Below are 22841 nucleotides of genomic sequence, written 5' to 3'. Positions count from 1 at the left end.
TTTGCTTAACCCATTCTTGTTTTTGTTACTTTAGTTAATCCATCATCATTTTCGTCAACCGCTTTGGGTTTTTTAATTTTGAATAATTCATTTTTTAATATGAAATCACTTAGAATTTCTTTAGCCATTTTTAATTGAAGTTGGTGTTCTTCTTCAGTTTCAGCTTCTTTTAATAATTGCTGATACTTTTCTTCGATAATTTCGACCTTCATGTCTTCAGGATTAGTAATACCAAAAATTTTAAGCATTGCTTCAATTGCTTCCATTTCAATTTCAATCTGTTGTGGTTGATTATTGCCAAATCGTTTTTCAATTTCAATAACTAACCCTAACATTATATCTCTTTGTATTTTTAATTTTCGTAAAACTTGAATATTTCCTTCATTTTCTGCTTCTAACTCATCAAAACGTTTGTTAATTGCTTCGTTATTAACCATTGTTTTATCTAACCCAGTTTCTGCAAATATTGCTTCAATATCATTATCGGTAATTTCAATTGGTTGTGGTGTTGTTTCTTCAGCATCTACAGCTTTCAACACTACATTAGATAATTTATTAACTACTTCTGAAGCAATATTAATCTTCATTTTATTAAATAATGTTGTTGCTTGTTCAACATATTCCGCTAACGGGTTATTTTGAGCATACTGTTGTAAATAAATTCCTGATTTTAGTTTTGATGATAAATCAATATGTTTTGTTCAATAACGATCAAATGATTCTAAAATCGTACGTCGTTCCATATCAACAATCACGTTTTCAGGAACATCAGCAATTCGAATTGAATAAAACTCCATCATTGCTTGAGCGATTTCTTCAGCTAAATCCATTTTTTCTTTGTTAAAGAAATCAGTCTCTTTAAACTTATTATGTGCAACTAGTTTTCCATCTAACGCTTTAAATAATTTTTTAGCATCAATTGTTCTTTCCCCATGAACTAAAATATTAAATTTTTCAATTAAATCATAGGCTACAGTAATCTGGAATTTTTTTAGAACCACTTTTAAGCTTTCAGCTTGTAAAATATCATCTCTTTGTGCATACATCGCTTCACGTTGTTGGGCTAAAATATTGTCATAATCTAAAACGTTTTTACGTTGATCGAAGTTCATTCCTTCAAGTTTCTTCTGCGCATTAGTAACGGCTCTTGTAAAGAATCTTGATTTAATATGTTCATCTCCAAGTTTTGCAAAGTTAGCACGCATTTTTGGTGATGAAAATCGAATCATCAATTCATCATCCATTGAAATATAGTAACGTGACATCCCTGGGTCTCCTTGACGACCAGCACGACCACGAAGCTGATTATCAATACGACGAGCTTCATTTCGTTCAACCCCAAAAACAACTAGTCCTCCAAGTTGTTTAACTTCTTCAGTTAGTTTAATATCAGTTCCACGCCCAGCCATGTTAGTTGCTAATGTGATTGCTCCTTTTTGACCAGCCATTGCAATAATATCAGCTTCACGGTGGTGATTTTTGGCATTAATCATCTCAAATTTTAGTTTAGCTTTTTCTAAATAACGAGCAATTTGTTCTGATGATTCAACTGATGTTGTTCCAATCAAAATTGGATTACCTTTTTCGTGAATTTCTTTAGCATCGGCAATTAACTTTTTAAGCGCAGCATTTTTTGTTCCGAAAGTATAATCTGGTTCATCTCTACGAATAATTGGTTTATTAGTTGGAGTAACAACAACTCGAGTATTGTAAATTTTAATAAATTCTTCTTCTTCAGTTTTAGCTGTTCCTGTCATTCCAGCAATTTTAGAATATAGACGATAAAAGTTTTGGTAAGTAATTGTCGCCATTGTGATAGTTTCTTCTTCAATTTCCACACCTTCTTTAGCTTGAAGGGCTTGTTGTAAACCATCTGAATAAGCACGTCCATCCATAATTCGACCAGTAAACTGATCAATTAAAACGATTTCATTATCGCGAATAGTATATTCGACTCCTTCTTTAAAAGTGAAGTGAGCTTTTAATGCATTCATAATTAAGTGGAATATCTCAGTGTTTTCCAAAGCAAATAAGTTTTCCAAAGTGAAATATTCTTTAGCTTTTTTCATTCCTGATTCGTTTAAATAAACTTGCTTAGATTCCAAGTCAATATCAACATCTTCGGGACTTTTTAAAGTTCTTGCAAAAGCATCAGCATGTTTATATAGGTTAACTCTTGATGAAGTACCCCCAGAAATAATTAATGGTGTTCTTGATTCATCGATCAAAATTGAATCGGCCTCATCAATAATTGCATAGTTTAATCCACGTTGAACTTTTTGTGCGTAATCCATTACCATATTATCTTTCAAATAATCAAACCCTAATTCTGAGTTTGTTGTATAGGTAATATCTTTTGAATATGCTTCACGTTTTGCCCCTTTGTGAATCTCTGAAGAGTTCAGTCCCACAGATACACCCAAAAGATCATAAACTTTTCCGTTAATTTCAGAATCTCGTCGTGATAAGTACTCATTAACTGTAACAATGTGAACACCCTTACCAGTTAATGAATTTAAATATGCTGGAAATAACCCTGTTAGGGTTTTTCCTTCTCCGGTTCTCATTTCAGCAATATCTCCAACGTTCAAGATAATTGCCCCTATTAATTGAACACGATATGCTTTCAATCCTAAAACTCTAAACGCTGCTTCACGAGCAACAGCATAAGCTTCAACTAAGATATCATCTAAATCTTCTCCATCGGCTAATCTTTGTTTAAATTCGGCAGTCATAGCTTTAAAATCTTCGTCTTTTAATTGCGCATATTTTGGTTCTAATTTAATAATTTCATCAGCTATTTTTCCATAATACTTTATTAACTTTTTATCTGAAGCCATCTAATTACCCTCCTTGTTAAAATACATAATATAATTATACTAATTTTATAAGTAATTTTAAAAAGAAAAGGAGTTCGCCTTGAAAACAATTTCTAAAAATCTTTTCCAAAACTCATTTGAGATTAAAAAGTCAAAGTTTATTACAATCGCAACCCAAATTAATTCGAAAACTGAACTGGCAGATTTTCTTGAAAAATACTCTGATCCTGATGCTCGTCACAATTGTTACGCCTACAAAATTGGGGTAACTCAACAACAAGGTGGTTTTAATGACGATGGTGAACCCACAGGAACTGCTGGAAAACCAATTTTTAATGTCATCGAAAAAATGCAATTGACAAATATTGTGGTTTTAGTAATCCGCCATTTTGGAGGTATTAAACTTGGAGCTGGTCCGTTAACTCGTGCTTATACAACAAGTGCTAGTGAATTGTTAAATACTCTAGATTTGATAACTCTTGAAAAAACTTATCGTCTTAGCTTTAGTTTTGCGATTGCTAATACTAAAAAAATTGACGCTTTTTTGCGTCAACACAATTTAAATATCGATTTACGTCAATATAACCCCGACCCAACTTACACTTTAACTTGTTCAACTCCCGATATTTTCAAATCTTTGCAAGTCCCAATTACAAATTACTATCAAGAAGAAATATATCTTGAAAAGCATTAAAAACCTTATTTTGAATATGGTATTATTTATTAGTAAGGAATTGAAATAACAATGAATACTAAAAATGAAAAACAGACAATACTTATTATTGACGGTTATCATTTATTACACAAGGGTTACTATGGATCATTAAAAAGAAAAACAGTTGCTGTAAATCGTGATGGAGTTATGATTAACGCCATTTACACTTTTGTAGCAAAAATTAATGAGCTAATTGATATGAATATTTATCATACAATTATTGTTACCTTTGATGTTGGTCAAGGATGTTGAAGAAGAGACTTATACCCTGAATACAAAGCAAAACGAAAAGAAACGCCTGAGGAATTAATTCCTCAAATGCAAATTATTAGACAATTCTTAACGTCAGCAAATATTCCCTGATATGAAAAACCTCGTTATGAAGGTGATGATGTTATGGGAACTATTTCAAAAATTGCTTGTAAGTTAGGATATAACGTTCACATTTTGTCTAATGATAAAGATACCTTTCAATTAGTAAGTGACGACGTAAAAATTATTACTAACGTCAGCAAAAAAGAAAAACCAACTTTTGTAGAACTTTCTGAAGTTTACGAAAAGTTTGGGTGTTCTCCAAAACAAGTTCCTGATATTAAAGCAATGATGGGTGACTCTTCAGACAACATCAAAGGAATTAAATGTTTGCACTATAAACAAGCAACTGATTTATTAGAAAAATTTGGCACTGTTGAAAATATTTATGCCAATATCGATCAGATTCCTCCAGGAATTTGTAGTAAATTAGTTAGTTCAAAAGAACAAGTTTTATTAAATAAAAAGATCGCAACCATTCAAAATAATGTTCAGTTGGGAAGAATTGATTTCCGTAAATTGCGCATTAATTGATATGCTTATTTAAAATTTTTAAAAGAACAAAAAATGTGAGCTTTCACAGGTAATGTTGTTAAAAACATTGAAAATATTAAAGCTAATGGTTATGATCGCTCAGAACAAAAATGTGCTGACGCTACGATGAATAAAATTTGTGGAAATAAAAAGACATCTGCTTAGATGTCTTTTTTTTAGTTTGTTTCAACAATAACATTAGTTGTTGCTTTTAAATGACGGTTATTCAAGATTTTAGTAAATCCTAATGATAATCCAGCAATAATAACAATAATTAAAACTGCCGCAATTAACAATCATACAGCTCCAGGAATTGGAACGCCTTTAATTGCTTCTTTTTCATGAATTTCTAAAAAGAAATACGGATATGAAGTAAATCTTGGTCATCCACCAGCTCTACGAACTTCTCCCCTAATTAAATTAACAATTAAGTAAGCAATTGGATAAATGTAAAGTTTTCATAAGTATTTTTTTGCAAATTCTTTGACCGAAATTACACCATCTGTTTTTAATTCAAATAATGTGTAACAAATCATTACTAAAGGTGCAATCAAGTGTAATGATAGTTGTCTAAATCAGTCATATCCATCTTTGGGAACATGAACTGGTAGTAACATCAAGTTGTAAATCAACATTGTTACTGCAATATATGTTGCGATTGCCACTGAACAAGTTGATGAAATTAACTTAATTTTTCCTACTTTAGTGTTAAAGAACGCCATTACGAAAAATCATACGGCAATCATGATGTTAGTTTGAATTGTGAAAAACCCAAAGTAATAGAAAATAAATCCGGCACGATCATAATACATAACCCCATCACGAAGATAGCCTCAAGTTTTAATATCTGTTCCGTCTTCAGCCTTATAAGTTATTGACTCAATATTAATTAAAGTTTTAATAAAGTCTTGAAAAATAATTACACTAAGAAGAATAAACATTCCCATACATAGAAAAAATCTTCAGTTGACAAAAGTCGCTTTATCAATTTTTAGTTTCATTTTAAATCTCCTTTCTAACAATAATATCTCAATCAAATAAAAAATGGGTTTCCCCATTAAAATTTTTGTTAAAATTTTTTAGCTGCACTTTGAATTACTGGTAAGTGTTCTTCAATAATTTTTTGAGCTGAAAGTTGATAGTTTTTTGGTAGATCCAATCCCCCAATAAAAATTGGCTCAACTACACTTGCTCCCATAAACTCTCAAACCCCTTTTAATCAAACTGTATGATCTGCTCATGAGTTAGGAACTACTTCTCCTCCTCTAGTTGCTAAAATTTGAATTTTTAAATGATCTAACAATCCACGAGGATTTCCATTTGGAAGTGGATTTTGATATGTAAATGTTAAATTTGGTACTGCTATATGATCAATATAATTAATAAGCTCCCCACTTGCTCTGAAGTTATGCATTGGTGTTGCAATAATTACTTTATCAATTGTTTTCAACTGTTCAATATATTTACCTGAGTTTTCATGATTATAAAATTCTCCAAGGTTATATGAAGTTAACGACATCGCTGCCATTGGTTCTTTGTCTAAGTCCAAATGAATAATTTCATCATTGGGATTATTTTGTTTGTATGTTTTTAAAAACTGATTCATCATTTCAATTGAACGTGAATTTGTTTGGTTGGTTGTTCCAGATATTGCTAGTACTTTGCTCATAGTTATTTCCTTTTCTAATCGATAATAAAAATCGTTGAATTATCAACTTAATAGATATATTTAGTATTTCAAAATATTATTACTTTTTACTGCTTTACTTTTATACTTTATAGTTAAACTTTCATTAATTTTTAAATATCATTACTGATTTTTTAAGTAAACTTCAAAAAGTTTACTCAATAATTTTACCTTAAATAACTTAAAATACTACACATTGGGGTTTTACTTATAATCTTAGTATTTTTTAAATAATAAGTTAAAATAAGAGTGTAGAAAAGAGGTTTTATACAATGCACATAGATAAACAAGCAAAAATTGCTAAAACTGTATTAATTGCCGGAGATCCCAAAAGAACTAAGTGAGCTGCTGAAAAGCTTTTAACTAATCCAGTTTTAGTATCTGACGTTCGCGGAGCTTCTGTATACACAGGAACTTATAACGGTCATGAAGTTTCATTTGCAACTTCAGGAATGGGTCAACCATCAATTGCAATTTATGCTACAGAATTATTTGTCGATCACAATGTTGAAAAAATTGTTCGTGTTGGAACAACTGGAACATATAATGACGACATTGAAATTGGAACTGTTGTTGAAACTTATAAAGCTGTAAGCCAAAATAGTATTTTTGAACCTGAAAAAAATGGATGACAAGAAGTTGAACCTAAATTTACTTTAGGAGTTGGTCGCCCAGTATTAACTCATTGTGGAGATTTATTTTATAATGATAACGACTTAGGAAGAACCGACTTAGATGTTGTTGACATGGAAAGTTATGCACTTTTATATTTAGGAAATAAATTTAACCGTCAAGCTCATGTCGTTTTAACAGTTTCTGATAGCTTAAACGATTCTTCAAAAGTAATGACTGCTCTTGAAAGAGAACAAGCAACATTAGAAATGTATAAAATGGTATTAGACAAATTATTTGAAACTAAATAAAACTTAATATTTTGAAAAAAAACCTAAAAGTTTGTAAACTTTTAGGTTTTTATTTAATTATTTTTAAAATAACCGGAGTTTTTGTTTGTTTTTTAGATAAAACAAATGTTTGATACGCCATGTCGATTCAACATGGATCAATATCTTTATTTGTGTACAAAGTCATAATTACGTCGCCTTTGTTAACAAAACTTCCACTATCAGCATTTAAATAAATTCCTGCTGCAAAATCAATTGAATCCTCTTTTGTAGCACGTCCTGCTCCCAAACGCATTGATAATAAACCTAATTCATTAGCATTAGTATAACTTACATATCCAGAATCCATTGCTTTAATTTCTAAAGTATTATTAACACTAAAATGCTTCTCATAGTTTTCAATAACACTAAAATCCCCATGTTGGGCTTCTACGAACTCCTTAAAAATATGTGCCGTTTCTCCCGATTGCATTTTTTGACAAACACTTTGATATGCTTGATCAAAATTTTTAAATAACTTTGCTTGTACCAAAGTTATTGCCACAGCAGTGGCCACTAATTCGTTAAAATCTTCTGGTCCTTGCCCATTTAAAGAATCTCAGGCTTCTTTGACTTCTAAGGCATTTCCAATTGCTTTTCCCAAAGGTTTATTCATATCAGTAATCATAATTGCAATTTGGCGATTATATTGTTTAGCAATTCCAATCATCGCTTGAGCCAATTTTTCAGCTTCTGCTAAAGTTTTCATAAAAGCCCCGTTACCCATTTTAACGTCAAGAATTAAACTATCATTTTCAATTACTAGCTTTTTACTCATAATTGACGCAGCAATTAACGGAATCGAATCAACTGTTCCCGTAACATCTCTTAATGCATAAATTTTTTTATCTGCCGGAACTAATCCTTGGCTTTGACTCATTAGTGACATTCCCACTTTATTAATAACTTCTTTAAACTCTTGGTCACTAATCTCTGATTTTCATCCGGGAAAAGACTCTAACTTATCAATTGTTCCTCCAGTTTGTCCCAAACCTCGACCACTTAATTTACATACTTTAATTCCATAACTAGCGACTAGCGGAGCAAACACTAATGTCGTTTTGTCCCCAACTCCACCAGTTGAATGTTTATCTGCTTTGAATCCAACAATATCAGATACATCATAAGTAATCCCTGATTCAACATAAGTTTTTGTCAATATTGCCGTTTCTTCATCGGTCATTCCATTAAATCAAATTGCCATTAACATACTTGCCATTTGATAATCGGCTACATTTTCGGTTAAGTAATTTTCAATCAATCATTTAATTTCAGCTTCCGTTAGTTGCTGTTGGTTTTTTTTCTTCTCAATTAAATCTGTGAATCTCATTTTGCCTCCTATGCCCCTTATTTATATTTTATTCCTAAAATCGTTTGATTTCATAGCATCAATTATTTATTAAATATTTGTTATTTAGATTAAAATAAATATAAGGAGGTAATAATTATGATTTATTACAAAAATAACCCTATTTATAAAGACTGAATGGAAAATGAAAATTTAGACCCAGAATTAAAAAAAATGCTTCAAAATGCATCTGAAGAAGAACTATTTGCTGCGTTTAATTTAGAACTTGAATTTGGAACTGCCGGAATTCGCGGTGTTCTTGGGGCTGGACCTGGACGTTTTAATTTATATACTATTCGTAAAGTCACAATTAGTTATGCCAATCTGTTAATTAATAAATATCCTGATCGTTTAAACGATGGTGTTGTTATTGGTCATGACAATCGTCACAATTCTGCAATTTTTGCTGAAGAAGTTGCTAAGATATTAACCAGTTTTGGAATTACAGCGTATCTTTTTAAAGACAATAAAATGAAACCAACTCCAGTTGTTTCATATGCTACTAAAGCTTTAAACTGCATTGGGGGAGTTGTGATTACTGCTTCTCATAATCCTGCTGAATATAATGGATATAAAATTTATGACCAATTTGGGTGCCAATTAATGCCTGAAGATACTGACGTGATTGCTGGTGAAATGGATAAAATAACTAATATTATTGATTGAAAATATACTCCCAACTTGGCTTTACTAAAAACAGTTGATCAAAGGATCATTGATCAGTACTTTGAGATGATTCGTAATTTAGAGTTTTATAAAAATCATCAGGCTGAAAAACATAATCTGAAAATTGTTTTTTCAGCGGTTAATGGAACAGGAACTGAATTTACTCCTGTAATCTTAAAAGAATCTGGTTATCAAGTTATTGAGGTAGCTGAACATGCTTATGAAGATCCAACATTCGAACATGTTGTTAACCCAAATCCCGAGTTTGATCCAGCTTGAAAGATTCCTCTACAATATGGCTACGAACATGATGCTGATTTAATCATTTTAAATGATCCTGATGCTGACCGAATTGGAATTGCTGTGAAACATAATGAAGAGTTCTATCGTTTAGACGGAAACCAAACTGGACCAATTTTAATTGATTGAAAACTTAAAAATTTAGTTCGTACTAACCAAATGCCCAAAAATCCGGCATTATACTCAAGTTTTGTAACCTCAGATTTAGGTGACCGAATTGCTCATGAAACTTATGGGGCAACAATTGTTAAAACATTGACTGGTTTCAAATGAATGGGTAATGAGATGGCAAAAGAAGTCGATAACGGTTTAAACTTTGTCTTTGCTTATGAAGAGAGCTATGGTTATGTCTTAGATCCTTCTACAAGAGACAAAGACGGTATTCAGGCATCAATTATGATTGCTGAGGCTTGTTGATACTACGAGCGACAAAATCAAAGCTTAATTGACCATTTAAATGACTTGTTTGATAAATATGGCTACTACTACACTGAAACAGTAAATTTAAACTTTAAACCTGAAGAAAAAGATTCAAAAATTGATCCATTAATGAAAACATTAAGAACTAATGGTTTTGAACAACTAAATGGTTTAAAAGTAGTCAACGTCGAAGATTATATTAATGGTCTTTACAACATGCCCGGCCAAGACCTTATCAAGTACTATTTTGAAGATGGATCTTGATTAGCAGTTCGCCCTAGTGGTACCGAACCAAAACTGAAAATTTACTTTGTAACTGTTGGTAACGATGAAGCTGACGCTCGCAACAAAACAAAAGCTATGTATGCCGAATTAAAAGAAAAAATGAATATTTAAGGAGAAACCATGAAATTAAATAAATATATTGATCATACTTTACTTAAACCTGAAGCTACTAAAGCTCAGATAGTCAAATTATGTGATGAAGCAAAAGAACATGACTTTGCAACAGTTTGTGTAAATTCATTTTGAACTAAATTTGCCAAAACTCAACTTAAAGGTACAAATGTTGGCGTAACTACTGTCATTGGATTTCCTTTGGGTGCTTGTTCAACTGCAACAAAGGTTTTTGAAACAACTCAGGCAATTGCTGATGGAAGCGATGAAATTGACATGGTTGTTAATATTGGTGCTTTAAAAGATCAAGATTATCAAACTGTTTTGGCTGATATGCAAGCAGTTAAACAAGCTGCTAAAAATAAAATTGTTAAATGTATTATGGAAAATTGTTTGCTTTCAAAAACTGAAATTGTTAAAGCTTGTGAGTTAGCTGTTGAAGCTGGGTTAGACTATGTTAAAACTTCAACAGGATTTAATAGCAGTGGTGCAACTGTTGAAGACGTTGCTTTGATGTTTAAAACTGTTAATGGTAAAGCTCTTGTTAAAGCTGCTGGTGGAGTTCGTAACCATCAAGATGCTATGGCAATGATTGATGCTGGTGCTAACCGCTTAGGAACATCTGGTGGGGTTGCCATTGTTAAAGGTGAGGACCACAACCAAGGATACTAAAAAAAAAAAAAAACTTAAGCTGTGGATTTTCACGGCTTAAGTTTTTTTATTATTAAAATAGCTTGTCTGGTGTTTCTAGTTTTTTACCCTTTTCATCGATTAGATATAATCGTTCAGTAATAATTTTACATTGTTTACCATCAACAACTACTAGCCCACGATGAACATGAACATAGGTAACTTTATCTTTAATTCTAAACGACATTGTTCCAATTTTTAAAGCTGATACTAGTGGAACAATATTTACTAAAATTCCCATATCACCATCAATAGTTTGAACATTAACAATATCAACTTCTTTATCGTTAATAAAAGTTCCACTTGGAGTAACAACTTTTAGTTTAATTCCCATAAATTATTCTCCTTAACTATTTTTTATGTTTTTCAATAACATCTTCAATTGTTCCAGCATACATAAATAGTACTTCTGGAATTTCGTCAACTTCTCCATCTAAAATTGCTTTAAATGATTTAACAGTGTCACTGACTTTAACATAAACTCCTGGACGACCTGTAAATTTCTCTCCTACAAAAAATGACTGTGATAAAAATTTACGAATTTTACGAGCTCTTGAAACTACTAACTTATCGTCTTCTGACAACTCATCCATTCCTAAAATCGCAATAATTGATTGTAATTCTTGATATTTCTGTAAGATTCCTTGAACTCCTAAAGCTACTTGGTAATGTTCTTCTCCAACAACTTCAGGATCTAACATACGTGAAGATGAAGCCAATGGGTCAACTGCTGGATAAATTCCTAAACTTGCGATTGAACGATCTAGAACAATTCGAGCATCTAAGTGGGTGAATGTTGTTGCTGGTGCTGGATCAGTTAAGTCATCAGCTGGAACATAAACTGCTTGAACTGAAGTAATTGAACCTTTTTTAGTTGAAGTAATTCGTTCTTGTAAAGAACCCATTTCAGTTGATAATGTTGGTTGATATCCCACAGCTGATGGCATACGCCCCAACAACGCTGAAACTTCAGAACCGGCTTGTGTAAACCTAAAGATATTATCAATAAATAGCAAAACATCCATGCTTTTTTCATCTCTAAAATATTCAGCCATTGTTAACCCTGTTAAAGCAACTCGCATACGTGCCCCTGGTGGTTCATTCATTTGTCCAAAAACTAATGAAGTTTTATCCAAAACGCCTGCTTCAATAAATTCATGATAAAGATCATTTCCTTCACGAGTACGTTCACCTACTCCGGCAAACACTGAAACCCCGTTATGAGCTTTTGCAATATTGTTAATCAATTCTTGAATTAAAACAGTTTTACCTACTCCGGCTCCCCCAAATAATCCAATTTTTCCACCTTTAGCAAATGGAACCATTAAGTCGACAACCTTAATTCCTGTTTCTAAAATTTCAGCAGTTGTAACTAGTTCATCATATGCTGGTGCATTACGGTGAATTGGCATTGTTTTACCAGTAAATTCTGGTTTTTCATCAATTGCATTTCCGGTAACATTAAACATTCTTCCCAAAACTGCTTCACCAACTGGGGCTTGAATTGGACCTCCAGTATTAATTACATCTAAACCACGTGTCAATCCATCAGTTGCATCCATTGCAATAGTTCTGACAATTTCATCACCAATGTGTTGTTCAACTTCTAAAACAATTTTTTTACCATGATTTTCAACTATCAATGCATCATAAATCATTGGCATATTTTCTTCATTAAACTTAACGTCAACGACTGGTCCCAAAATTTGAACAATTTTACCAATTGTTGTTGTGTTGGCAATTGTTTTTTTAGCCATATTATTTTCCTCCATATGTTATTTTAGTTGCGCATTAGCACCAGACACAATTTCAGAAATTTCTTGTGTAATAGCACTTTGGCGACGACGATTATATTTGATATTCAATTCGTTTGATAACTCTTCTCCGTTATTTGTTGCATTTTCCATTGCCAAACGTCTTGATGCTTGCTCTGAAACTTGTGATTCAACAATTGTTCCAAATAAAACAGTGTTTAAAAACATGTTGACTGTTGTTTCTAAAATTACTTCAGCACTTGGTTCAAATAAAACTTGGCCCTTGTAATTTGATTTTGAATCGTCACTTTTAATAATTGGAAATAATCTTAATGCTGTTGGCTCAAATGTAACATTATTTATAAATTTTGTGTAAACTATTTTAATTTCATCGAATTCTCCGCTTGTGTATCATGACATAATGTCATTTCCCATTTCACGAGCTTGTTGGTTGGTAAATGTAATATCTACATCAATTCTTTGATCTCTAATTTTAATCTTACGATTTTTATAAAATGCAACTGCCTTAGTTCCAATCGCATAAACTTCATCATTTTCCTTTAAACTGTTGACAACAATTTTATTAACATTTTGGTTATATCCACCACATAATCCTAAATTTGAATTAATTACTACTCATAAAGTTTTTTTCAATTCTTCATCAGATTTTTTTAAAAAAACTGATTCATTACTTTGTTTAATAATGTCATTAAATACTGTATAAACTTCTGAGACATATTCTTGAGTTTCGACTACTCTTTTACCAATACGACGTAATTTAGCACTAGCTACTAGTTTCATAGCATTAGTAATTTTACCAATGTTATTAATAGCTATAATTTCTGCTTTTAATGCACTTAAGTTTGCCATTAATTACTTACCTAATTTACTAAATTCGCTTTTAGTACCGTACATTTCTGGTTTGTAGTCTTGAATATTTTTAGTTAATTTTAAAACAATTTTTTCAAGTTCAGTATTAATTTGTGCTGTTAATTCATCGTCGAACTCTTTGTTTTTTTCAAGTTTAGCACGCAATTTCTTAGCGTTAGTATCTTGTTTAAAGTGAGTCAAAATTTCATTTTTCAATTCACTCATTAAGTTAACTGGCAACCATTTAATCACATGAGTTTTAATTGCCAATAATAAAATTGCTTCATCAACTTGTTCTAACGGAGAATATTGACGTTGAATTAAAATTTGAATAATTCTTCATCCATGTTCTAAAGTAGCTTTTGTTGCCTCATCTAAATCTGATCCAAATTTTGAAAAAGCTTCTAATTCATAGTAAAGAGCCAACTCTAATTTAAGAGTTCCCCCAACTTGTTTAATCGCCTTAATTTGAGCTGATGAACCAACACGAGAAACTGATGGACCAATATTAACAGCTGGTCTAATTCCTGCTTTGAATAAATCCCCTGATAAGAAAATTTGCCCATCAGTAATTGAAATTACATTAGTTGGAATATAAGCTGAAATATCTCCCGCTTGAGTTTCAATAATTGGTAAAGCAGTAATTGAACCCCCACCAAATTTTTCATTAACTCTAGCTGCACGTTCTAATAAACGTGAGTGTAAGTAAAACACATCTCCTGGATAAGCTTCACGCCCTGGTGGACGTCTTAATAGCAATGACATTTCACGATAAGCAACGGCATGTTTTGATAAATCATCATAAACAATTAAAACATCTTCACCATTAGCCATTCACTCTTCAGCAATTGTGACTCCAGTGTATGGTGCCAAATATTGCAATGGAGCTTGATCAGAAGCACCAGCGTTAACCACTGTTGTATATTCCATTGCCCCATGCTTTTTAAGTTTCTCAACTACTTGAGCAATTGTCGAATCTTTTTGTCCGATTGAAACATAAATACATTTAACATTTTTACCCTTTTGATTAATAATTGTATCAATCGCAATTGCTGTTTTTCCAGTTTGACGGTCCCCAATAATTAATTCACGTTGCCCTTTTCCAATTGGAATTGCTGCATCAATTGCTAAAATTCCTGTTTCTAAAGGTTCAGAAACTGACTTACGTGCCATTACTCCAGTTGCAATTTTCTCAACGGGACTTGTCTTATTAGTAATAATTGCTCCGCCATCATCGATTGGTTGTCCTAAGGCATCAACAACACGACCAATCATTGCATCACCAACTGGTGTTTCAACAACTCTACCTGAACGTTTAACTAAGTCTCCCTCTTTAATTAATGTAGTATCTCCTAGAATAACTGCACCAACTGCACCTTCTTCAAGGTTTAAAACCATTCCGAAAATGTTATTTGGGAAAATTAGAAGTTCACCCATCATAGCTTTATCTAATCCGTAAATTAAAGCAACACCATCTCCTACAGTAGCAATTGAACCTTGTTCAGATTCAATAATTTCTTTTCCGTAGTTTTTAATTTGTTTTTCAATTACTTCAGAGATTTCTTTAATATTTAAAGCCATTTTTTACCTCTTACTTTCTTTTAAGAACTTCATAACGCATTGCATCAAGTTGACCTTTAACACTACCATCAAAAATTTGATTGTTTACGATTACTTGAAGTCCTCCAATTAGTTTTTTGTCTATTTTGTTAATTAACTTTACATGTTTGCCGATTTTTTTAGAAACTTTATTTTCGATCTCTATAATTTGTTGCTCAGAAATTTCCTCAACTGATCAAATAACTCCATAAGTAATATCATGTAGAGCTGTAAGATTTTTACGCAAGTGTTTAAGAATCGTTCTTGTACTTGAAAAAGCTTTCATTTCGACAAGAATTTTCATCGCATTAAGAATGTTTTCATCAATTTCAAAAGAGCTAAAAGTTTCATCAATAATTTTCACTTTTGCAATTTCGTCATGATGACTTTTAACTGTTAATATTTTTACAAAATCTTCTTTACCTTTTAATGCTTCAATTAGAACATTACTTTGCTCAATAAAATCATCAATTTTATTTTGTTCAACAGCGATATTTGTCAAGGCTGTAGCTCAATTTTTAACAACGTTTTCTTTTAGATTCATCTTAATCCTTATCTAGATTTTGAATAAAAGAATCAATAATTTTTTGATTTTTACTTTTATCAATTTCAGATTCTAAAATCTTTGAAGCCGCATCAAAAGCTACTTCAATAATTGTTTGTTTAATATCTTCTTGAGCCTTAATTTTTTCTCTTTCAATTGAACTTTTAGCATGATTTTGAATATTGCTTGCTTCCATTGCAGCATTTTGTAAAATTTGCATTTTTTGAACTTCAGCATCAACTCTAGCATTTTTAACAATTAGCAATGATTCTGATTTTGCTTGGTTTAACAGTGCTTCGGCTTTTTTAACATCTTTATTAGCAATTAATTGTTTTTCAACTGCATCATCTAATAATTCATTAATTTTTGCTCGACGATTATTAATTGTTTTTCTAAATGGTTTATAAACCAACTTAGAAAGAATAATAACAATTACAATAGTTGCCAAAGCATGAGCAATAAAGTTTGGTAAATTTGGAAACAACATTCCAACAATCTCTGGAACTCCAGGTGTTGAAGGGGTTTCGGCTAATAAATTTAAAACCATATGTTACCTTTCTTTCTATCTTTTTTTAACTTTCAACTAAGCCACAAAAATTAATAGAATTGCAATAACTAAAGCATAAATAGCTCCTGATTCAGCAATCCCTGCTGCAATAATCATTGTTGAAGTAATTTTTGAAGCCATTTCTGGATTTCTTCCAATTGCCATACAAGCTCCTTGACCAACTTGTCCTTGACCAATTCCAGCTCCCATAAATCCAATTGATGAAACACCTGCTCCTAGATATTTTAATCCTTCTCCAATAGTGTTGTCAGCCATTAATGTTGGTATAACCGCTGCAAGCGAACTAAATAAGTTTGCATAAACGTTTACCATTAAGTTTGTAAATAACATAATAATCTCCCTTTTAAACTGTTTGCACAGTGTTTCTTTCTTTTAATTCAATAAGTTTTGAGCTTTTTCGAGCTCTTGTTGTTGTAGTCAAATCATCTCCAGTTAAATCACCCATAGCCTCTGATCAATATGACAATGTCAACATTATAAATACAATTGATTGAATGACCGCATCAAATAAATCAAAATACATATGTAAAAATGGTGTAACTACAGTTGTGAATATATTTAATCCTGATCAGAAATAAATATATTGCTGTTTTCATGTATCGGGTTGATACATTGGGTTTCAAAAATCTCAGTTTGGTCAAGTATGACCATCGATTGTTGATGTACCCCCTCAGCTAGCTTGCATCCCAATAAATAGAGCATAAATTAACCCCATAATAATTGATCCACCTAGTAAGTTTCCAAATAAACGGAACGAAATTGAAAGCAATGGTGTAAATTGTGTAAAAATTTCAATTGGATTAAAATAACGTTTTAAGTAAGCTGCTTTTTGATATTTAAAGCCAAAATAATAAATCATTACAAACGTTACAAATCCCATTGATAATGTAACTGTGTAAGAAGTTGTTTGTGACTCTATACCTAATAAAGCAAATAGTGAACCTACACAAATATACAAAATAATAAACATTGCATAAGGAGTCAAAATACGATATTTTCGACCCATTATTGAAACAACTAAATGTTCTACAGAACTTACAAACATATCTACTAAAACTAAAAAACCACTTAACTGTTCGCCTTCTTTATGTGCCCGAATTTTCACGTTGTACGTAATTGATATCGCGCAAATAACGATCGTTGTTAAAATGATTGATGTTAGTTGGTTAGATAATGCTCAAAGATTGCCTTCAATTTCTTCTATAAGCGAAGTAAATAGCATTACTTTCCCCCTTCTTTGTTTTCCATTAGCCGAAAATAATAAATTTTAACAACTTAAACTTTCGCTTTCAGCGACAACGACTTTTTGTTTAATCAACATTCCAGTCAAATAAGACAAAGCTACAACTGGAAGAATTCCAATTAAAACTCCACCATAAAAGAACGGTGTTGCTGGAATTAAAAATGCTAATAGAAATGGAGCAACATATACGCCAAGACGTAATAAATACATAAAATAATATAAATAATGATTCTCTGTTTTTATCAACAAGTTAACTGAAAAAAACACTAATATAATTGCAATTACTGCTGTAATTTCACCAAGAATAAATCCTGTAAGTCAATTTCAGCTAATTGTTTTTGTACCAACCAAGATTGCAATAACAATTAACGATATCAAACTTATAATTGCAAAAAAACCCAAGATTTTTATAATTTCTTGTCATTTTTTTCTATCATTTACTTTTTTATGCATTTATACCTCTTTCGATATATTTATCCATTGTAAATATTTTACTCCTCTTTTTAATTTAGTATGAACCTTTTTACGGGCAATAATTTTTTTCCAATAAAAAAAATACCTATCGGTATTTTATTCTATTTTTATTTAGTTCCGAAAATACGATCTCCGGCATCTCCTAAACCAGGAACAATGTATCCTTTTTCATTTAGTTTCTCATCTAAACATGCCGCATAGACTTCTACTTCAGGATGTACTTCAGCCAATTTTTTTAATCCTTCTGGAACAGCTACTAGACAAACAAATTTAATATTTTTAGCCCCTCATTGTTTAACAATATCAATTGCTTTAATTGCACTTCCACCAGTTGCAAGCATTGGATCAACAATTAATGTATAACTGTTTTCAATATCTTTAGTAGTTTTAGCAAAATACTGATGAATTTCTAATGTTTCTTCATCACGATATAAACCAACATGAGCAATTCTAGCTGTTGGAATTAATTTTTGAATTCCATCTAGCATTCCAATTCCCGCTCTAAGTATTGGTACTAATACAATTGGTTGTTCAATTGTATAACCTTCAGTTTTTTGAATTGGAGTTTCAATTTCAATTTTTGTTAACGGAATATCTCTACAAATTTCATAAACCATTAATTGAGCAATTTCATTTAAGTTTTCTCTAAAATCTTTTGATGATGTATCGTGTTTACGCATACGAGTAAGTTTATCGATAATAAGTGGGTGTTTTAGTTCTGTAAATGGCATAGTGGTTCCTCTTTTCTTTTTAAAAATAATGTTATAAAAATTTCTTAGAAAAAGCAACCAAAATGGTTGCTAAAAAATTATTAGTATTTAAGGTCAGGATAAATTGGAAATTTATCACAAAGATTTGATACTTCTTGAGATAGTTTATTTAAATTACTTTCTGACTGATCTTTTAATGCACTAGCAATAATTTCTCCTAGTAAGGTAAATTCGGCTTCTTTAAACCCACGAGTTGTCATTGCTGGTGTTCCTACTCGAATTCCTGAAGTATGGAATGGTTTTTCTTCATCAAAAGGAATCATGTTTTTATTAGTTACAATTCCAATTTTTTCAAGAATCTTTTCTGCTTGACGACCAGTTACTCCAAAAGCTTTTTTAACTTCTAAATTAATTAAGTGATTATCAGTTCCTCCAGCAATTACTCGCATACCATGTTTTTCTAGTGAAACTGCAAATGCTCTTGCATTAGCAACAACTTGTTGCGCATAGATTTTAAATTCTGGAGTATCGGCTTCAACTAATGCTTGAACTTTACCAGCAATTAAATTTTCTAGCGGTCCTCCTTGAGTTCCCGGAAATACTGCTGAGTCAACCTTTTTAGCAAATTCAGCTTTACATAAAATTAGTCCCCCACGAGCTCCTCTTAAAGTTTTATGAGTTGTTGTTGTCACAATATCGGCGTATTCCATTGGATTTGGGTGAACCCCTGCAGCAACTAGTCCAGCAATATGCGCCATATCAACCATTAATAGTGCTCCAACTTTATCAGCAATTTCTTTAAACTTTTTAAAATCAATTGTTCGTGAATATGCACTAGCACCAGCAACAATTAATTTTGGTTGATGCGCTAATACGACTCTTTCAACTTCTTCAAAGTCAATTTGTTCAGTTTCTTTATTAACTCCATAAAACGCAAAGTCATATGCACTTCCTGAAAAATTAATTGGGTATCCATGAGTTAAGTGCCCTCCAGCATCTAAACTCATAGAAACAATTTTGTCTCCATAATTTAACAATGCACGATAGGCAGCTTCATTTGCTTGTGATCCTGAATGAGGCTGAATATTTGCATGATCTGCGTTGAAAATTTTTTTAGCCAAATCAATTCCCATTTGCTCAATCTCGTCAATAAACTCACAACCTCCATAGTATCTTTTACCTGGATATCCTTCAGCATATTTATTTGTTGCAATTGATCCATTACAAATTAGCACTGCTTGAGAAACATAATTTTCTGAAGCAATTAATTCAATGTGATTTTGTTGACGATTTAATTCTTTGTTTAACATTTCTTTAATTTTATTATTAACAGTATTCATCAATTGTTCCTATCCTTTCTGCGTGTCTACCACCTTCAAATTCAGTATTTAAAAAGACATCTACTAATTTAATTGCCTTATCAACTGCAATTAATCTTGCTCCAGTTGCTAAAACGTTGCAATCGTTGTGTTGACGAATTAATTCTGCCGTTTGAGTTTCATAAACTAATCCTGCTCTAATTCCTGAAACTTTATTAGCTGCAATGCTAATTCCAACTCCAGTTCCACAAAGAGCAATCCCTTTAGATCCTTGATTCTTTGCAACAGCTTCACCTAGTTCAATCCCATTATTAGCATAACTACATGAAGTTCCATCATTGTTTCCCAAATCAATAACCTCGTAATTTAATGATTGTAAATGTTTAACAATTGCTTGCTTCATTTCCACAGCCGTGTGGTCGTTTGTAATATAAATTTTTTGAGTCATAATTTACCTAACCTTTCTAAAATATATTTTACTCTCTAAATATATATTTCTTAGATATTTATTAGAAATCTAAAGTCGTTTCTTGTCGTAGTAAACAACTTTTAATTTTTTTAAATTAAAAAAGCAAGATTCCTCTTGCTTTTTAGATCATTGATAATTTATTCTATGCAACTGTAATTTTTGTCAGATATGCTCCTACTCCTTGTTCTTCAGCACTTAAAGTAATGTCATATGCTAACGCTTTAATTTCGTCAATAGCATTACCCATAGCAATCGCATATTTTAAATTTTTAAAAACTTCATAGTCATTATGTTGATCACCAAAATATATAACATTATTTAATTCAATGTTTTCACCTTCATGCTCATTTAAAATTTTTAAAAGCGCCACAATTCCTTGATACTTATTTGGTCCTTCAATTGTAAAGTCAACTCCGTCAGCACTAAATCAAGTAGCATAAATCTTTAAATCTGGAAATTCGTTAGTAATTAAATTAACGATATATTCTTTATCTTCAGGTTTAACATCTTTTAAAGTAATTTTGGGACACTTATCAATACTTTTTAAAACTTTATCAGTTAGGGGTAAACGATTTAAATGGGCATTTTCACTTAAACCCAAATCAATCATGAACTGACAATAACCTGAATCTGAATAATAAATTTTTTGCAAGTCATATGAAGTAATATCATAAACTAAATCTAAATCTTTTATTTTATCAATAATTTTATTAGTTGTTTGATTATCAAAATAGGCTTGAACTTCAAACTCCCCTTCTAGATAATTATGAATTGCATTACCATTTGAGGCAATGATATACTTGTTTAGTTTCGAAATTGGACAAATACTTTCAACTGAAGATTTCATTTCAAATGGTAAATTTCCTGTATTTATTACAAAATAAACTCCACTGTCAATTGCATCTTTAATTGCTTTGGCATCTTTTGGTTGAATTTTGACATTAGTTCCATCTCTTAAAGTTCCATCAAAATCACTAATAATTACTTTTATCTGATCATCATTTATTTTTAACATATGAGTCCTATCTAGGCTTTCAAATCCTGGGTTACTTTATATCTTCACCATTACTGCTAATGACTTTTTTGTATCAGTAAAAAGAGTCTTTACGATATCTTTTTAAATCTTTTAAATCATCTTCATCGCGATTTACATAAATAAATCCATAACGTTTTGAAATTCCTTGGTGTGTAGACACTAAATCAATTGCACTTCAAGGATTATATCCAAAAAGGTCTACTCCATCATTAATAATACTTGGAATTTGTTCAATATGCTTGCGTAAATACTCAATTCGATATTGATCGTGAACTTTACCGTCACTTGTTAAGGTGTCTTTTGCGCCTAAGCCATTTTCCGTGATAATAATTGGCAAGTCATAGCGGTCTTTTAATGCTCGACAAGTCATTCTAAATCCTACAGGATCAATTTCCCATCCATACTCCGTTTTTTCTAAGTATTCATTAGTTGCTGATTGAAACATGTTTTCAATATTAAATCCCATTTGCTGGTCACCAACTTTGTAATCTTTTTCTTTTGTTGGTGCTTGCGCTGTCATTGTACTGTAATAGTTAAAAGCAATAAAATCAATTTTAACAGACTTAAACAGTTCCATTTCAGCTTCAGTAATTTCAATATCATAACCATTATCTTGTCAGTAATTTAGTAATATTTGATCATATTTTCCTTTTGCCAAAACATCGATATAAATTCAATTTCTAATTAGGTTTGCTGTATCTGCTGCTAAAATGTCTTCGGGTTTTGATGTTTTAGGATAAACATAAGCAATATTTGGAGCAGGGCCAATTTTCCCATTTGGAGATATTTTTCTAAGTGCTCGAATTGCAAGAGCTTGTGCAACATTCATATTATGAAAAATTTGATATGACTTTGTTCCTTCATCAATTCCGGTCTTTTGTTTGGCTAAAATGTGGCCAAACAGAATCATCATATTTTGTTCATTAATTGTTTGTCAATATTTTACGCGATCTCCAAATTCTTTGAATAACACTTCACAGTACTTGACGTATGCTTTTAAAATTAGCTCTTTGTTATTTCAACCACCCAAATCTTCTAGCCCTTGAGGTAAATCAAAGTGGTGAATTGTTACTAGAGGTTCTATATTATATTTCAGTAATTCATTGATTAAGTTATTGTAAAAAATGACTCCTTCTTGATTAGGCTCTTGCTCATTTCCGTTTGGAAAAATTCTAGTTCAGTTAATTGAAAATCTATAAGATTTAAAGCCCATTTCGGCCATTAAAGCAACATCTTCTTTATAATGATGATAATGATCAGCAGCAACTTTAAAATCAGTGATTCCTTTAACATTAAGATCAGCAATAAACCCACCAGCTTTCGCATCTTGTACTGATGGCCCTTTTCCATCAATATTTCATGCTCCTTCAACTTGGTAGGCACTCGTTGATGCCCCTCACAAAAAATCCTTTGGTATTTTTTTCATA

General features: G+C 31.5%; 23 protein-coding genes. 5 read left to right on the top strand and 18 right to left on the bottom strand.

Annotation, left to right across the window (positions count from 1 at the left end; translation table 4 throughout):
• Window positions 1–5 precede the first annotated feature (5 nt).
• Window positions 6–2840: a preprotein translocase subunit SecA gene (secA, locus tag L872_RS0104095; protein ID WP_027063564.1), complete on the bottom strand. Its 2835-nt coding sequence runs from the start codon at window positions 2838–2840 to the stop codon at window positions 6–8.
• Window positions 2841–2919: 79 nt separating this feature from the next.
• On the opposite strand from secA, the gene L872_RS04815 reads away from it, so the two are divergent.
• Together L872_RS04815 and L872_RS04810 are read left to right on the top strand one after the other, a co-directional pair.
• Window positions 2920–3513: an IMPACT family protein gene (locus L872_RS04815; protein WP_051418471.1), complete on the top strand. Its 594-nt coding sequence runs from the start codon at window positions 2920–2922 to the stop codon at window positions 3511–3513.
• A 51-nt stretch (window positions 3514–3564) separates the two neighbouring features.
• The gene (locus tag L872_RS04810) at window positions 3565–4545 is read left to right on the top strand and encodes a 5'-3' exonuclease (RefSeq protein WP_084340198.1); all 981 of its coding nucleotides are present in this window, start codon (window positions 3565–3567) and stop codon (window positions 4543–4545) included.
• An 11-nt stretch (window positions 4546–4556) separates the two neighbouring features.
• Here L872_RS04810 and L872_RS0104080 read toward each other — a convergent pair whose 3' ends face one another.
• Window positions 4557–5381 carry a Pr6Pr family membrane protein gene (locus tag L872_RS0104080; RefSeq protein WP_027063563.1) on the bottom strand — a complete coding sequence of 275 codons (825 nt, stop codon included), beginning with the start codon at window positions 5379–5381 and terminating at the stop codon, window positions 4557–4559.
• Window positions 5382–5449: 68 nt separating this feature from the next.
• Window positions 5450–6049: an FMN-dependent NADH-azoreductase gene (locus tag L872_RS0104075; protein WP_027063562.1), complete on the bottom strand. Its 600-nt coding sequence runs from the start codon at window positions 6047–6049 to the stop codon at window positions 5450–5452.
• 290 nt (window positions 6050–6339) lie between these two features.
• On the opposite strand from L872_RS0104075, the gene L872_RS0104070 reads away from it, so the two are divergent.
• Entirely contained in the window at window positions 6340–6990 is a 651-nt protein-coding gene (locus tag L872_RS0104070) for a phosphorylase family protein (RefSeq protein ID WP_027063561.1), read from the top strand.
• Window positions 6991–7039: 49 nt separating this feature from the next.
• Here the strand turns inward: L872_RS0104070 and L872_RS0104065 are convergent, their stop codons facing one another.
• On the bottom strand, window positions 7040–8338 hold the full coding sequence (locus tag L872_RS0104065) for a thymidine phosphorylase (RefSeq protein WP_027063560.1): 1299 nt from the start codon (window positions 8336–8338) through the stop codon (window positions 7040–7042).
• 117 nt (window positions 8339–8455) lie between these two features.
• On the opposite strand from L872_RS0104065, the gene L872_RS0104060 reads away from it, so the two are divergent.
• Both L872_RS0104060 and deoC read left to right on the top strand, forming a co-directional pair.
• A complete protein-coding gene (locus L872_RS0104060; RefSeq protein WP_027063559.1) occupies window positions 8456–10138 on the top strand; it encodes a phospho-sugar mutase in 1683 nt (560 codons plus the stop codon).
• 9 nt (window positions 10139–10147) lie between these two features.
• On the top strand, window positions 10148–10810 hold the full coding sequence (deoC, locus tag L872_RS0104055; protein WP_027063558.1) for a deoxyribose-phosphate aldolase: 663 nt from the start codon (window positions 10148–10150) through the stop codon (window positions 10808–10810).
• A 52-nt stretch (window positions 10811–10862) separates the two neighbouring features.
• On the opposite strand, the gene L872_RS0104050 is transcribed toward deoC, so the two are convergent.
• The 14 genes from L872_RS0104050 to L872_RS0103985 all read right to left on the bottom strand — a co-directional run bounded on the left by L872_RS0104050 (window position 10863) and on the right by L872_RS0103985 (window position 22840).
• The gene (locus tag L872_RS0104050; protein ID WP_027063557.1) at window positions 10863–11162 is read right to left on the bottom strand and encodes a FoF1 ATP synthase subunit delta/epsilon; all 300 of its coding nucleotides are present in this window, start codon (window positions 11160–11162) and stop codon (window positions 10863–10865) included.
• Window positions 11163–11178: 16 nt separating this feature from the next.
• Window positions 11179–12585 (bottom strand): F0F1 ATP synthase subunit beta, encoded by a 1407-nt coding sequence (gene atpD, locus L872_RS0104045; protein ID WP_156923113.1) that lies wholly within the window; start codon window positions 12583–12585, stop codon window positions 11179–11181.
• Window positions 12586–12603: 18 nt separating this feature from the next.
• Entirely contained in the window at window positions 12604–13452 is an 849-nt protein-coding gene (gene atpG / locus L872_RS0104040) for an ATP synthase F1 subunit gamma (RefSeq protein ID WP_027063555.1), read from the bottom strand.
• 3 nt (window positions 13453–13455) lie between these two features.
• Window positions 13456–15033 carry a F0F1 ATP synthase subunit alpha gene (gene atpA / locus L872_RS0104035; protein ID WP_027063554.1) on the bottom strand — a complete coding sequence of 526 codons (1578 nt, stop codon included), beginning with the start codon at window positions 15031–15033 and terminating at the stop codon, window positions 13456–13458.
• A gap of 10 nt (window positions 15034–15043) precedes the next feature.
• Entirely contained in the window at window positions 15044–15595 is a 552-nt protein-coding gene (locus tag L872_RS0104030; protein ID WP_027063553.1) for a F0F1 ATP synthase subunit delta, read from the bottom strand.
• A 1-nt stretch (window position 15596) separates the two neighbouring features.
• A complete protein-coding gene (gene atpF / locus L872_RS0104025; protein WP_027063552.1) occupies window positions 15597–16142 on the bottom strand; it encodes a F0F1 ATP synthase subunit B in 546 nt (181 codons plus the stop codon).
• A 36-nt stretch (window positions 16143–16178) separates the two neighbouring features.
• Window positions 16179–16418, bottom strand: coding sequence for an ATP synthase F0 subunit C (gene atpE / locus L872_RS0104020; protein WP_423793470.1), 240 nt, complete (start codon window positions 16416–16418; stop codon window positions 16179–16181).
• Between the two features lie 88 nt (window positions 16419–16506).
• On the bottom strand, window positions 16507–17385 hold the full coding sequence (locus tag L872_RS04805; protein ID WP_036269004.1) for a F0F1 ATP synthase subunit A: 879 nt from the start codon (window positions 17383–17385) through the stop codon (window positions 16507–16509).
• A gap of 45 nt (window positions 17386–17430) precedes the next feature.
• The gene (locus tag L872_RS04800) at window positions 17431–17859 is read right to left on the bottom strand and encodes an MG406 family protein (RefSeq protein ID WP_051418470.1); all 429 of its coding nucleotides are present in this window, start codon (window positions 17857–17859) and stop codon (window positions 17431–17433) included.
• Window positions 17860–17987: 128 nt separating this feature from the next.
• Complete coding sequence (upp, locus tag L872_RS0104005) at window positions 17988–18611, bottom strand: uracil phosphoribosyltransferase (RefSeq protein WP_027063550.1); 624 nt, start codon at window positions 18609–18611, stop codon at window positions 17988–17990.
• Window positions 18612–18691: 80 nt separating this feature from the next.
• Window positions 18692–19930 (bottom strand): serine hydroxymethyltransferase, encoded by a 1239-nt coding sequence (locus L872_RS0104000; RefSeq protein WP_027063549.1) that lies wholly within the window; start codon window positions 19928–19930, stop codon window positions 18692–18694.
• Window positions 19917–20357 (bottom strand): RpiB/LacA/LacB family sugar-phosphate isomerase, encoded by a 441-nt coding sequence (locus L872_RS0103995; RefSeq protein WP_027063548.1) that lies wholly within the window; start codon window positions 20355–20357, stop codon window positions 19917–19919. Before L872_RS0103995 ends, L872_RS0104000 begins: the two co-directional genes overlap by 14 nt.
• A 163-nt stretch (window positions 20358–20520) precedes the next feature.
• Entirely contained in the window at window positions 20521–21393 is an 873-nt protein-coding gene (locus tag L872_RS0103990; protein ID WP_027063547.1) for an HAD-IIB family hydrolase, read from the bottom strand.
• Window positions 21394–21424: 31 nt separating this feature from the next.
• A complete protein-coding gene (locus L872_RS0103985; protein WP_036269001.1) occupies window positions 21425–22840 on the bottom strand; it encodes a glycoside hydrolase family 1 protein in 1416 nt (471 codons plus the stop codon).
• Window position 22841: the final 1 nt, after the last annotated feature.

This window comes from Mesoplasma seiffertii ATCC 49495, from assembly GCF_000518725.1.
Classification (GTDB): Bacteria; Bacillota_I; Bacilli_A; order Mycoplasmatales; family Mycoplasmataceae; genus Tullyiplasma; species Tullyiplasma seiffertii.
Note: the sequence above shows the minus strand (reverse complement) of the source record. Positions and strands in the feature narration are given on the sequence as shown.